Source organism: Pseudomonas sp. DWP3-1-3b3 (assembly GCF_049896305.1).
Classification (GTDB): Bacteria; Pseudomonadota; Gammaproteobacteria; order Pseudomonadales; family Pseudomonadaceae; genus Aquipseudomonas; species Aquipseudomonas azotoformans_A.
Genome location: NZ_JAFCUA010000001.1, coordinates 1,174,753 through 1,186,547, shown reverse-complemented (window position 1 = coordinate 1,186,547; position 11,795 = coordinate 1,174,753). Strand labels below are relative to the sequence as shown.

The 11,795-nt window shown below is 59.9% G+C and carries 12 protein-coding genes and 4 tRNA genes; 14 read left to right on the top strand and 2 right to left on the bottom strand.

Features of this window, described 5'->3' with window-relative positions:
* Window positions 1–24: 24 nt before the first annotated feature.
* The 5 genes from pilV (at window position 25) to thiO (ending at window position 3,337) form a co-directional block, all read left to right on the top strand.
* On the top strand, window positions 25–510 hold the full coding sequence (gene pilV / locus ACP7BX_RS05780) for a type IV pilus modification protein PilV (protein WP_426128079.1): 486 nt from the start codon (window positions 25–27) through the stop codon (window positions 508–510).
* Window positions 507–1,214 (top strand): PilW family protein, encoded by a 708-nt coding sequence (locus ACP7BX_RS05775; protein ID WP_426128081.1) that lies wholly within the window; start codon window positions 507–509, stop codon window positions 1,212–1,214. The genes pilV and ACP7BX_RS05775 overlap by 4 nt, the downstream gene beginning before the upstream one ends.
* A gap of 7 nt (window positions 1,215–1,221) precedes the next feature.
* Window positions 1,222–1,752, top strand: a complete 531-nt coding sequence (locus ACP7BX_RS05770; RefSeq protein ID WP_426128083.1) for a PilX N-terminal domain-containing pilus assembly protein — start codon at window positions 1,222–1,224, stop codon at window positions 1,750–1,752.
* Window positions 1,753–1,763: 11 nt separating this feature from the next.
* Entirely contained in the window at window positions 1,764–2,165 is a 402-nt protein-coding gene (locus ACP7BX_RS05765; protein WP_426128084.1) for a type IV pilin protein, read from the top strand.
* 62 nt (window positions 2,166–2,227) lie between these two features.
* On the top strand, window positions 2,228–3,337 hold the full coding sequence (gene thiO, locus ACP7BX_RS05760; protein WP_426128086.1) for a glycine oxidase ThiO: 1,110 nt from the start codon (window positions 2,228–2,230) through the stop codon (window positions 3,335–3,337).
* On the opposite strand, the gene ACP7BX_RS05755 is transcribed toward thiO, so the two are convergent.
* A complete protein-coding gene (locus ACP7BX_RS05755; RefSeq protein ID WP_033896999.1) occupies window positions 3,324–3,557 on the bottom strand; it encodes a PP0621 family protein in 234 nt (77 codons plus the stop codon). The genes thiO and ACP7BX_RS05755 overlap by 14 nt on opposite strands.
* 125 nt (window positions 3,558–3,682) lie before the next feature.
* Window positions 3,683–4,708, bottom strand: a complete 1,026-nt coding sequence (locus ACP7BX_RS05750) for an outer membrane protein assembly factor BamD (protein ID WP_061435280.1) — start codon at window positions 4,706–4,708, stop codon at window positions 3,683–3,685.
* 149 nt (window positions 4,709–4,857) lie between these two features.
* Between ACP7BX_RS05750 and rluD the strand changes: the two genes are divergently transcribed.
* The 9 genes from rluD to ACP7BX_RS05705 all read left to right on the top strand — a co-directional run bounded on the left by rluD (window position 4,858) and on the right by ACP7BX_RS05705 (window position 11,783).
* Window positions 4,858–5,820, top strand: a complete 963-nt coding sequence (rluD, locus tag ACP7BX_RS05745; RefSeq protein WP_016976299.1) for a 23S rRNA pseudouridine(1911/1915/1917) synthase RluD — start codon at window positions 4,858–4,860, stop codon at window positions 5,818–5,820.
* Entirely contained in the window at window positions 5,817–6,542 is a 726-nt protein-coding gene (gene pgeF / locus ACP7BX_RS05740; RefSeq protein WP_426128089.1) for a peptidoglycan editing factor PgeF, read from the top strand. The genes rluD and pgeF overlap by 4 nt, the downstream gene beginning before the upstream one ends.
* 131 nt (window positions 6,543–6,673) lie before the next feature.
* Window positions 6,674–9,238, top strand: coding sequence for an ATP-dependent chaperone ClpB (gene clpB, locus ACP7BX_RS05735; protein ID WP_033897004.1), 2,565 nt, complete (start codon window positions 6,674–6,676; stop codon window positions 9,236–9,238).
* A gap of 301 nt (window positions 9,239–9,539) precedes the next feature.
* Window positions 9,540–9,615 (top strand) — tRNA-Asn (locus tag ACP7BX_RS05730).
* A gap of 10 nt (window positions 9,616–9,625) precedes the next feature.
* Window positions 9,626–9,702: transfer RNA gene (locus ACP7BX_RS05725), tRNA-Pro, on the top strand.
* A gap of 5 nt (window positions 9,703–9,707) precedes the next feature.
* Window positions 9,708–9,783 (top strand) — tRNA-Lys (locus ACP7BX_RS05720).
* 93 nt (window positions 9,784–9,876) lie between these two features.
* Window positions 9,877–9,953: transfer RNA gene (locus ACP7BX_RS05715), tRNA-Pro, on the top strand.
* Window positions 9,954–10,119: 166 nt separating this feature from the next.
* On the top strand, window positions 10,120–10,863 hold the full coding sequence (locus tag ACP7BX_RS05710; RefSeq protein ID WP_426128091.1) for a cysteine hydrolase family protein: 744 nt from the start codon (window positions 10,120–10,122) through the stop codon (window positions 10,861–10,863).
* Window positions 10,864–10,895: 32 nt separating this feature from the next.
* Window positions 10,896–11,783, top strand: coding sequence for a LysR family transcriptional regulator (locus ACP7BX_RS05705; protein WP_426128093.1), 888 nt, complete (start codon window positions 10,896–10,898; stop codon window positions 11,781–11,783).
* The last annotated feature ends 12 nt before the right edge of the window (window positions 11,784–11,795 follow it).

Sequence of the window (11,795 nt, the reverse complement as noted above, 5' to 3'; positions counted from 1 at the left end):
ACCTCGACACGGATGACGACGGTAATGCTTGCCTGCCCCAACAGCGGTTTTCCTCAGGATTTTTCTCGACACCAAATCGGCATGACGCTGATCGAGGTGCTTGTTGCCGTGCTGGTTCTCGCCATCGGCCTGCTGGGCGCGGCGGTGATCCAGCTCAATGCGCTCAAGTACACAGACAGTTCCCGAATGACCAGCCAGGCCAGTTTCATTGCCTACGACATGCTTGACCGAATCCGCGCCAATTCCGCTGTCGACTACTCCTGGGGCCGGGCCGAACGTGCACCGGCCAGCAGCGCGTCTGCCAGCGTGCGCGACCTGGACCTGCATGATTTCGAGGCCAATATCCTCGGCTTCGCCGGGGCGAGTGCCAAAGGCTCGGTGTCGGTCAGTGCGGGTGAGGTGACTGTCAGCATCAGTTGGGACGATAGCCGGGGCACGAACAGGCCGGGGGCTCGGGAAACATTCACCCTGACCAGTCGCGTCAGCGATGGATCGAGGGGGTCGCAATGAGGCGTCGTGTTGGGGGATTCAGTCTGGTGGAATTGCTGCTGGCGTTGGCCACCGGCTTGGTATTGGTGTTGGGCGGTACCCAGGTGCTGATAGGTTCCAGAGCCACCCACGCCAGCCAGCAGGCTGCGATGTTGCTGCAGGATGACGCACGGTTCGTGCTGGGCAAGATGACCCAGGATATTCGCCAGGCGGGCATGTTTGGCTGTTTGGCCACGGCGTTTATCGACAATGCCCCGCCGGCCTTTGATCGGCCTGTCAGTTGGAAGATCGAGGCGGGGGCGAAGTCGCTGACGCTAGTCACGGCAGATGTTGGTAACGAGAATGGCAAGGCTGACTGGACCGTATTGTCCGACTGCACGGGCGCCGCGCAGGCCTACGCAGGTAGTTCTCCTGCGCCTGCCCCCGGGCAAATCCGCTTTGCGCTGCGCCAGATCACCTACACCTTCGAAGCCGGTCAATTGAAAGTCAGCACGCCTGCGGCCCCCGCCAAGGCCGTGCTGGTGGATAACGTGCAGGCTTTCGATATCAGCTTTGGCGTGGCTGCCAAACCCTCGTCGACGGAGGTGGCGCGTTACGACGCGAGCCCGGCGGACCTGGGCTTGATACGCAGCGTGCGCATCCTGATGACGCTGCAAGATCCCGCCGGACGCGTGAAGGATCAAACCTACAGCGTCGTGGCTGCGCTGCGAAACCGTCTGGGGTAGGGCGGCGATGAAACTTATAGAGAATATTCGTTTACGGCAGGCCGGCATGGTGCTGCTGATCAGCCTGGTGTTCCTGCTGTTGTTATCGCTGATCGGTCTGTCATCCATGCAAGGCGCGGTCACCCAGCAAAAGGTCACCGCTAGCCTCTGGCACCGCAATCAGTCGCTGCAAAGCGCCGAGAGCGGCCTGCGACGCGGAGAGTCGAGCGTGCAGCGGTCCTTTGCGACGCTGCTGCCGTGCTGGTCGATTGTCACCTGTGCACCGCCGGCCGCCGCCTATTCGGTGGTTGGGGCTGGGCTGGACCCTGTCTCGGGTGTCACTTGGGTAGCGCTGAGCGGAGGTTTGTACGGCATTCAATCCCTGGGACCTGCGGTGGGGCTGGCGCATGTACCACCACAAACCTTGGCCGACGCATATCGAGTAACGGCCGTCGGGTTAAGCGGCCAATTGCGCACGGTGCTGGAGAGCGTCTATGCGCGGGTAGAAGAGGAGGGCGGCTCGCGTTTTCGGCGGGTGGCCTGGCGGCAACTTCAATAAGGAGCGTTGAAATGGGCATGGACAGCCAGGGCTTTACCCTGATCGAGTTACTGATTGCCGTCGTGATCATTGCGGTGCTGGCCGGGATTGCTTACCCCGGCTACGCCAGCCATATGAAAAAGGTCTATCGCGCTGAAATCGCCGCGTTATTGATCGACCAAGCTCAGCATCTGGAGCGGTTTTATACGAGGAGCGGCACTTTTATTGATGCAAGCGGCGTCAGCGAGGGCAATGATCGCTATAGAATCACCGCTGCATTGAACCCTCAGGATTTCCAGTTGGTGGCTACGCCTGGCGTCGGCTCGGTGATGACCGGCGACCTTTGCGGCGACTTCAGCCTGACCAGCGCAGGCGCGCGGACCAATCCGGGCGCCGCTCCGGACATGTCGCGCAAGCTGTGCTGGGGGCAATGATGAGGGTGCTGGACGACTGGGCGCCAGGTGCGTGTGTTCCTATTTATCGGCTGGATCAAATGATGGCAGAGCAACAGCAGGTAGTGATTGTCGGTGGCGGGGTCATCGGCTTGTTGACGGCGTTCAACCTGGCGACCCAAGGGCAAGCCGTGGTGCTGCTGGAGCGCGCGGGGTTGGGACAGGAGTCCTCCTGGGCGGGCGGCGGTATTGTCTCGCCGCTGTATCCGTGGCGCTACAGCCCGGCTGTCACTGCGCTGGCCCATTGGTCCCAGGACTTTTATCCACAGCTGGCGCAGCGCCTGTTCGCCCAGACGGGGGTTGATCCAGAGGTGCATACCACCGGCCTTTACTGGCTGGACCTGGACGACGAAGCCGAAGCCCTGGCCTGGGCTGCGCGGGAAGGTCGCCCCTTGAGCAAGGTGGATGTCTCGGCTGCCCATGATGCCGTTCCGGTGCTGGGCGGCGGGTACTCCAGCGCGATCTACATGGCTGACGTCGCCAATGTGCGCAACCCGCGCCTGGTCAAATCCCTCAAGGCGGCGCTGCTGGAGTTGCCCGGCGTGACCGTTCACGAACAATCTGAAGTGACTGGGTTTGTTCTGGATGCGGGCAATGTCGTGGGGGTGAACACCGCCAATGGGCCGATCTTCGGCGATCAGGTCGTACTGGCAGCTGGCGCCTGGAGTGGTGAACTGCTGGGTACGTTGGGCCTGTCGCTGCCGGTCGAGCCGGTCAAGGGCCAGATGATCCTGTACAAATGCGCCTCGGACTTCCTGTCGAGCATGGTCCTGGCCAAGGGGCGTTATGCGATCCCGCGACGTGACGGGCACATCTTGATCGGCAGTACCCTGGAGCATGAAGGTTTCGACAAGACCCCCACCGAAACAGCGCTGCAAAGCCTCAAGGCATCGGCGGTGGAGTTGATTCCCGCCCTGGCGGGCGCTGAGGTGGTTGGGCACTGGGCCGGATTGCGCCCCGGTTCGCCGGAAGGCATTCCTTACATCGGCCCAGTGCCGGGCTTCAGCGGCTTGTGGCTCAACTGCGGGCATTACCGCAATGGCCTGGTGCTGGCGCCGGCGTCCTGCCAGTTGTTTACCGACCTGCTGCTGGCGCGTACGCCGATCATCGACCCCGCGCCTTATGCGCCCGAAGGTCGGATCAACGCTGGATAGACTTCGGTCCTTGTTCCAGATGCGCCTGGGTGCAATACCACTCCTGGCGCGAGCTCAAGGCACGATCCTGTGGCAGGTGCACGCCACAATGGGCGCAGCGCACCATCAGGGCTGCGTCAGGCTCGCTGGCGCGATGCTGCTTGGCGGCCGGGCTTTTGAATTTGCGCCAGAACCATACTGCGGCGGCAATGACGGCAATCCAGAACAATAGACGAAGCATGATGGGCAGTTTCTCGACAAGGAATGCGCCAGTTTAGCCAAGGACGTGCCAGGCGCACAGCGCAATAAATATCACCCACAAAAAAGGAGCCTCGAAAGGCTCCTTCTTGATGACACCGGGTGCTATCAGTCAAACACACCGAAAGTCATGTAGCTGAACCACGAACGATCCTGGTTGTTGCCCAGGGCCTCAGGCTCTTCTTCTTTGATCACGTCGCCGTTCTCGTCATGCGGCTTGAGCTCCGAAGGAATAGCGTCCTTGGCGTCCTGGTACTGCTTGATCACGTCCTGGTTGGCGCGGGTTTCGCCCGGCGGCAGTGGTGGACGGGATTCGATCAGGCCCAGGGTGTACTTGCTCAGCCACGAACGATTGTCGGCTTCGGCAACCTGAGGCACGAACTGGCCGTCTTTCAGGCTTGGGTGATCCGGGTAGTTGAGCTTCAGGGTTTCCAGGCTGGTGCTGGCCAGTTCGTCCAGGTGCAGACGCTGGTAAGCCTCGGTCATCACGGCCAGGCCGTCACCCACGGAAGGGGTTTCCTGGAAGTTCTCTACGACATAACGACCACGGTTGGCGGCGGCTACATAAGCCTGACGGGTCAGGTAGTAGTGCGCCACATGGATCTCGTAGGAAGCCAGCAGGTTGCGCAGGTAGATCATGCGCTGCTTGGCGTCTGGCGCGTAGCGGCTGTTGGGGTAGCGGCTGGTCAGCTGCGCGAACTCGTTGTAGGAGTCGCGGGCAGCGCCCGGGTCACGCTTGGTCATGTCCAGCGGCAGGAAGCGCGCCAGCAGGCCGACGTCCTGGTCGAACGAGGTCAGGCCCTTCATATAGTAGGCGTAGTCGACGTTCGGGTGCTGCGGGTGCAGGCGGATGAAACGCTCGGCGGCGGACTTGGCAGCTTCCGGCTCAGCGTTCTTGTAGTTGGCGTAGATCAGCTCGAGCTGGGCCTGGTCGGCGTAGCGCCCGAACGGATAGCGCGACTCCAGTGCCTTCAGCTTCGCTGTGGCGCTGGTGAAGCTATTATTGTCCAAGTCTTTCTGAGCCAGTTGGTACAACTCGACTTCGCTCAGGTTTTCGTCGACGACTTCCTTTGTTGACGAGCAAGCAGCAGTCATGGCGAGGATGGCGATCAGCAGCAGGTGTTTCACTTGCATGGCGGCTTGCGTCCCTATGACGGCCGCTGTCTTGGGCGGGGCCGTCCTGTTATGATGAGCGCCCCGTTGAAAGCCTCGGGGCAAAAGACGCCGTATTTAACCACAAGCGCGCAGCCGAAACCAAAGGCTGTGCCACGCCTAGTCTGAGCATGTCCGATAAAATTGAACTTCGCGCAGAGGTGCCGTCCGAATTGGGCGGCCAACGCCTCGATCAAGTCGCCGCACAATTATTCGCTGAGCACTCGCGCTCGCGCCTTTCCGCCTGGATCAAAGACGGCCGCCTGACTGTGGATGGAGCGGTTATCCGCCCGCGAGACATAGTCCATGGCGGTGCGATTCTTGAGCTGACTGCCGAGCAGGAAGCCCAGGGAGAATGGGTCGCCCAGGACATCGAGCTGGATATCGTCTATGAAGACGACGACATCCTGGTCATCAACAAACCCGCAGGCCTGGTGGTTCACCCGGCGGCCGGGCACGCTGATGGCACTTTGCTCAATGCCCTGCTGCACCACGTGCCGGACATCATCAATGTCCCGCGCTGCGGCATCGTGCACCGTCTGGACAAGGACACCACCGGTTTGATGGTGGTAGCCAAGACCATTCAGGCGCAGACGCAGTTGGTCACACAATTGCAAAGCCGCAGCGTCAGCCGGATCTACGAGTGCATCGTGATCGGCGTGGTGGTAGCGGGTGGCAAGATCAACGCCCCGATCGGTCGCCACGGCCAGCAGCGCCAGCGTATGGCGGTGATGGAAGGCGGCAAGCAGGCCGTTAGCCACTATCGTGTGCTGGAGCGTTTCCGTTCCCACACCCACGTGCGGGTCAAGCTGGAAACCGGTCGTACGCACCAGATTCGCGTGCACATGGCGCACATCAACTTCCCGTTGGTCGGCGATCCGGCCTACGGCGGTCGTTTCCGTATTCCGCCTGCGGCCAGCCAGACCATGGTTGAATCGTTGAAAACCTTCCCACGCCAGGCACTGCATGCGCGCTTCCTGGAACTGGATCATCCGACGAGCGGTAAACGGATGAGCTGGGAATCGCCTCTGCCGGACGATCTGGTCTGGTTGTTGTCGCTGCTCAAGCAGGATCGCGAGGCGTTTATCGGATGAGTGACTGGCTGATTCCTGACTGGCCTGCGCCGGCTCAGGTGAAAGCCTGCGTCACCACCCGTGCGGGCGGCGTCAGCCTGGCGCCGTTCGACAGCCTCAATCTGGGCGATCACGTCGAGGACAGCCTGGAGGCTGTCCTTGAGAATCGCCGTCGTTTAAGTGATGCCTTTGATATCCAGCCGGCCTGGCTGCGTCAGGTTCATGGTGTGACCGTGGTCGAAGCTGACCCAGGCCGCACCGCTGAAGCCGATGGCAGTTGGACCAGCACCCCTGGCATCGCTTGCACCTCAATGACTGCCGATTGCCTGCCCGCACTGTTCTGCAACCGTGCTGGCACTCGCGTCGCCGCAGCCCATGCTGGTTGGCGTGGCCTGGCGGCGGGCGTGTTGGAAGCAGCATTCGAAAGCCTGGATGTCGAACCCGGCGAAGTGCTGGTCTGGCTCGGCCCGGCGATTGGCCCGCAAGCCTTTGAAGTCGGCCCGGAAGTGCGTGAAGCCTTCATGCAGCAACAGCCGATCACCGCCGAAGCCTTTGTGCCCAGCCGCAATCCCGGCAAGTACATGGCCGACATCTATCAGCTGGCCCGTTTGCGCCTGGGTGCACGGGGTGTCACTGGTGTTTATGGTGGCGGATTCTGCACCGTGACCGACCCGCGCTTCTTTTCTTACCGCCGTAGCCCACGCACCGGTCGGTTTGCCTCCCTTATCTGGCTGGAACGCTAGACTCCTCTGATCTGCGTCAACTGTCCGAAGCTTGAAACTCCCAGAATCCACCCCATCTATAAGGGTATCTGGCAGGTTTCTTCATTCAGGAATGTTTTATAGCTCCGGCCTGCTCAAAAGGAAGGTGACTAATGCGTATAGATCGTTTAACCAGCAAATTGCAGTTGGCGTTATCTGACTCTCAATCCCTGGCGGTGGGCCTCGACCACCCAGCCATTGAGCCTGCACACTTGATGCAGGCGCTCCTGGAGCAGCAAGGTGGTTCTATCAAGCCCTTGCTGATGCAGGTGGGCTTCGACGTCAACAGCCTCCGCAAGGAGTTGAGCAAAGAGCTCGACCAACTGCCGAAAATCCAAAATCCGACTGGCGACGTGAATATGTCCCAGGACCTGGCGCGCCTGCTTAACCAGGCAGACCGTCTGGCCCAGCAGAAGGGCGACCAGTTCATCTCCAGCGAACTGGTGCTGCTCGCCGCCATGGACGAGAACAGCAAGCTCGGCAAGTTGTTGCTGGGCCAGGGCGTGAGCAAGAAAGCCCTGGAAAACGCCATCAACAACCTGCGCGGCGGCGACGCGGTGAACGACCCCAACCATGAGGAGTCGCGCCAAGCCCTGGATAAATACACCGTCGACCTGACCAAGCGCGCCGAAGAAGGCAAGCTTGACCCGGTGATCGGCCGTGACGATGAAATCCGTCGGACCATCCAGGTCCTGCAACGTCGCACCAAGAACAACCCGGTGCTGATCGGTGAGCCTGGCGTGGGTAAAACCGCGATTGCCGAGGGCCTGGCCCAGCGCATCATCAATGGTGAAGTGCCGGACGGCCTCAAAGGCAAGCGCCTGCTGTCCCTGGACATGGGGTCGCTGATTGCCGGTGCCAAGTTCCGTGGCGAGTTCGAAGAGCGCCTGAAATCCCTGCTCAATGAACTGTCGAAGCAGGAAGGACAGATCATTCTGTTTATCGACGAACTGCACACCATGGTCGGCGCCGGTAAAGGCGAAGGCTCGATGGATGCGGGCAACATGCTCAAGCCAGCCTTGGCGCGGGGCGAGTTGCATTGTGTCGGTGCCACGACGCTCAACGAATATCGCCAGTACATTGAAAAGGACGCGGCCCTTGAGCGTCGCTTCCAGAAAGTACTGGTGGAAGAACCGAGCGAAGAAGACACCATCGCGATCCTGCGTGGCCTGAAAGAGCGTTATGAGGTCCACCATAAGGTGGCGATCACCGACGGCGCGATCATTGCGGCGGCCAAATTGAGCCATCGCTATATCACTGACCGTCAGTTGCCCGACAAGGCCATCGATTTGATCGACGAAGCGGCCAGCCGCATCCGCATGGAGATCGACTCCAAGCCGGAAGTGCTCGACCGCCTGGATCGTCGCCTGATTCAACTGAAGGTTGAGTCCCAGGCCCTGAAGAAAGAAGAAGACGACGCGGCGAAGAAACGCCTGGAAAAACTTCAGGAAGAAATCGTCCGTCTGGAACGCGAGTATTCGGACCTGGAAGAAATCTGGACTTCGGAAAAAGCCGAAGTGCAAGGTTCTGCGCAGATTCAGCAAAAGATCGAGCAGTCCCGCCAGGAGCTGGAAGCCGCGCGCCGTAAAGGTGACCTGAACCGCATGGCCGAGTTGCAGTACGGGGTGATCCCGGACCTGGAGCGCAGCCTGCAGATGGTCGACCAGCACGGCAAGCCTGAGAACCAGTTGCTGCGCAGCAAGGTGACCGAGGAAGAAATCGCCGAAGTCGTCTCGAAGTGGACCGGCATTCCCGTGTCGAAAATGCTCGAAGGCGAGCGTGACAAGCTGCTGAAGATGGAAAGCCTGTTGCACCAGCGCGTGATCGGCCAGGAGGAGGCCGTGGTGGCGGTATCCAACGCGGTACGGCGTTCGCGGGCCGGCTTGTCCGACCCGAACCGTCCGAGCGGCTCGTTCATGTTCCTCGGCCCGACCGGCGTGGGTAAGACCGAGCTGTGCAAGGCCTTGGCCGAGTTCCTCTTCGATACGGAAGAGGCCATGGTGCGGATCGATATGTCCGAATTCATGGAGAAACACTCGGTGGCTCGCTTGATCGGCGCACCACCAGGCTATGTGGGCTACGAAGAGGGCGGTTACCTGACCGAAGCCGTGCGGCGTAAGCCTTACTCGGTGATCCTGCTGGATGAGGTCGAGAAGGCGCATCCGGATGTGTTCAACATTCTGCTGCAAGTGCTGGAAGATGGCCGTCTGACGGACAGCCACGGGCGTACCGTGGACTTCCGCAACACGGTGATCGTGATGACGTCCAACCTGGGCTCGGCACAGATCCAGGAGTTGGTGGGTGATCGTGAAGGCCAGCGCGCTGCCGTGATGGATGCGCTGACCAGCCACTTCCGTCCGGAGTTCATCAACCGGGTCGACGAAGTGGTGATTTTCGAGCCTCTGGCACGGGATCAGATCGCGGGCATCACTGAGATCCAGTTGGGCCGCCTGCGTAGTCGCCTGGCAGAGCGCGAGCTGGACCTGGTATTGAGCAGCGAGGCGTTGGACAAGCTGATCGCAGTCGGTTACGACCCGGTGTATGGCGCACGGCCTCTGAAACGTGCGATCCAGCGCTGGATCGAGAACCCGCTGGCCCAGCTGATCCTGTCCGGCAGCTTCATGCCTGGCACCAGCGTCGAGGCGACTGTGGAAAACGACGAAATCGTCTTCCACTGAGGCCTGCAACTGGCGCAATAAAAGAAGGCCCCGCATCGCGGGGCCTTTTTTTTTCGATAGGGCGTTGAACTGTAAGGAAAAGGCTTGTAAAGTGCGCCCCGCAGCAACGTCAGCCCACGGGTTTCTTCTCCCCAAGAAGAAATCAGAAACAAGCGCAAATCATTGTCTTAAAAGCAATTTAAAGGGTTGACAGGGGTTTTTAAGATTGTAGAATAGCGCGCCTCAGAGACATGAACGTAGCGATGCGGACAAGTCGAAGAGAAGGTAGTAAGCAACAACGTAGTACTTTGAAATATGTAGTTCCGTGATAGCTCAGTCGGTAGAGCAAATGACTGTTAATCATTGGGTCCCAGGTTCGAGTCCTGGTCACGGAGCCAATTTCAATATCGGGGTATAGCGCAGTCCGGTAGCGCGCCTGCTTTGGGAGCAGGATGTCGGGAGTTCGAATCCCCCTACCCCGACCATATTTGGGTCGTTAGCTCAGTTGGTAGAGCAGTTGGCTTTTAACCAATTGGTCGTAGGTTCGAATCCCACACGACCCACCATTTTTGAGACCAGCTAACGCTGGAATCGAATCTTAAGATCAGAGGCCAAAAGCCCTGATCGAAGAAGGCGACTGAAAGGTCGCCTTTTTTTACCGGGGTATAGCGCAGTCCGGTAGCGCGCCTGCTTTGGGAGCAGGATGTCAGGAGTTCGAATCCCCTTACCCCGACCATATTAAAAATCCTCGTATCGCAAGATACGGGGATTTTTTTTGCCTGTTTTTTACATCATTTGTGCGGATTCCAAACAGATATTGTGCTGATTGGTGCGTTGGTGCTGCGGCGGTCGCCTCCTAGACTGGGCTCCGTCAGTTACTTACCCCAACAGGAATTCGCATCATGACCCGTACCGTATCGTTGCTCTGCCCTCAATCGACTCGTTCATTGCCTGCATGGGCCAAATCCACGCTCGTTGGTTTGGGCATGATGTTGGGTTTCGGCCAATTTGCCGCCGCCGCCGATGCTGCGGCGAACCCGCATCCCACTATCCGTGCCATGTCGGGAGCGGAATCCATCGGCCGGCTGGACCCGAAAACCACCGCCTTGCTGGTGATCGACTTCCAGAATGAATACTTCACCGGCCGCATGCCGATCCCGGACGGTATGAAGGCCCTGGAAAATACCCAACGCCTGATCAAGTTTGCCGACAAGGAACACATCCAGGTTATCCATGTGCAACACATCGCCCCAGACGGCGCGGCTGTATTCGCAACCAATGGCAAGACGGTCGATTTCCACCCCTTGATGAAGCCGCGCCCGCAAGACAGATTGGTGCAGAAAACCACCGTCAGCGTCTTTGCCAGTACCGATCTGGATGCCCAGTTGAAGCAAGCAGGCATCAAGACCCTGATCATCACGGGCCTGATGACGCACGCCTGTGTCGCCGGTGCCGCCCGGGACGCTGCGCCGTTGGGGTATGACGTTGTGGTAGCATCCGATGCCACCGCGACCCGGGCGATCACCCGTGTCGATGGCCGTTCGGTGACCAAGGATGAGTTGCATAACGCGGCGCTGGCTGAGATCGAAGACACCTTCGGTTCGGTGCTGACCACCTCGCAAATCATCGCTCTGCCGGTTAACTGATTCCCCCTGATCAGCCTGGGATCACCCGTTCCATGAACCAGTTATCCGCCATGCGCGCCTTTCGGGGCATCGTTGAAGCCAAGGGGTTCTCTGCTGCCGCAGAACGCCTGGACACCACACACTCGACGATTTCCCGGCAGTTGCAGCAACTGGAAACTGAATTGGGCGCCCAACTGATCAATCGCAATACGCGGCGCTTCAGCTTGACCTCGGCAGGGGAGCAATACTACGCAGCGTGCGTTGATATCCTTGATCGCGTCGAGGCAGCCTCCGAGGCTGTCGCCCAGGGGCATCAGCGTGCGGAAGGTCTGCTGAGGGTCAGTGTTCCGCTGGTGGTGGGGACGTTGGACCTGCCGCAATGGTTGCCGGGTTTTCAGCGACGCTACCCGGATATCGAGCTTGAGTTGCATTGCGATGATCAGTTTGTCGATCTGGTCGCTGACGGCTTTGACGTCGCCCTGCGTATCGCCAGCGCCTTGGCGGACACGACGTTGATGGCCCGAGCGTTGACGGTTTCCAAACAGGTGCTGGTGGCTTCACCGGCTTACATCGGCCGCCATGGTTTGCCGCGTTCGGCCCAGGAGCTCGATAGGCACCGCCTGCTGACATTCATTGGCGCCTCGTCGGACTGGGTGTTGAGCCCGGTACGCGGTGAGGCCGTCACGGTGACACCCTCCGGGCGGTTCAGGAGCAACACCATCAGTGCGCTGCATGCGGCGACATTGGCGGGGGCGGGCATTGCGTGTTTTACCCAGGCCACGGTGCGCAGTGATTTGGCGCAGGACCACCTGGTGCCGATCCTGCCTAATTACTCGCTAGGCGAGCGGCACTATTACGCCCTTTATCCACAGTCCCGGCACTTGGCACCGAAGGTGCGGGCGTTCGTCGACCATATGGCTGAGTTTTACAGGGCCCAATAAAAATCCCCCTCT

What these genes read in the sequence shown, in the direction of transcription:
- ACP7BX_RS05770 (WP_426128083.1), top strand. Translation starts at nt 1,222, where the DNA reads ATGAAACTTATAGAGAATATTCGTTTACGGCAGGCCGGCATGGTGCTG.
- ACP7BX_RS05755 (WP_033896999.1), bottom strand. Translation starts at nt 3,557, where the DNA reads ATGCTTCGTCTATTGTTCTGGATTGCCGTCATTGCCGCCGCAGTATGG.
- thiO (WP_426128086.1), top strand. Translation starts at nt 2,228, where the DNA reads ATGGCAGAGCAACAGCAGGTAGTGATTGTCGGTGGCGGGGTCATCGGC.
- rluD (WP_016976299.1), top strand. Translation starts at nt 4,858, where the DNA reads ATGTCCGATAAAATTGAACTTCGCGCAGAGGTGCCGTCCGAATTGGGC.
- ACP7BX_RS05750 (WP_061435280.1), bottom strand. Translation starts at nt 4,708, where the DNA reads ATGCAAGTGAAACACCTGCTGCTGATCGCCATCCTCGCCATGACTGCT.
- clpB (WP_033897004.1), top strand. Translation starts at nt 6,674, where the DNA reads ATGCGTATAGATCGTTTAACCAGCAAATTGCAGTTGGCGTTATCTGAC.
- ACP7BX_RS05710 (WP_426128091.1), top strand. Translation starts at nt 10,120, where the DNA reads ATGACCCGTACCGTATCGTTGCTCTGCCCTCAATCGACTCGTTCATTG.
- pgeF (WP_426128089.1), top strand. Translation starts at nt 5,817, where the DNA reads ATGAGTGACTGGCTGATTCCTGACTGGCCTGCGCCGGCTCAGGTGAAA.
- ACP7BX_RS05775 (WP_426128081.1), top strand. Translation starts at nt 507, where the DNA reads ATGAGGCGTCGTGTTGGGGGATTCAGTCTGGTGGAATTGCTGCTGGCG.
- ACP7BX_RS05705 (WP_426128093.1), top strand. Translation starts at nt 10,896, where the DNA reads ATGAACCAGTTATCCGCCATGCGCGCCTTTCGGGGCATCGTTGAAGCC.
- pilV (WP_426128079.1), top strand. Translation starts at nt 25, where the DNA reads ATGCTTGCCTGCCCCAACAGCGGTTTTCCTCAGGATTTTTCTCGACAC.
- ACP7BX_RS05765 (WP_426128084.1), top strand. Translation starts at nt 1,764, where the DNA reads ATGGGCATGGACAGCCAGGGCTTTACCCTGATCGAGTTACTGATTGCC.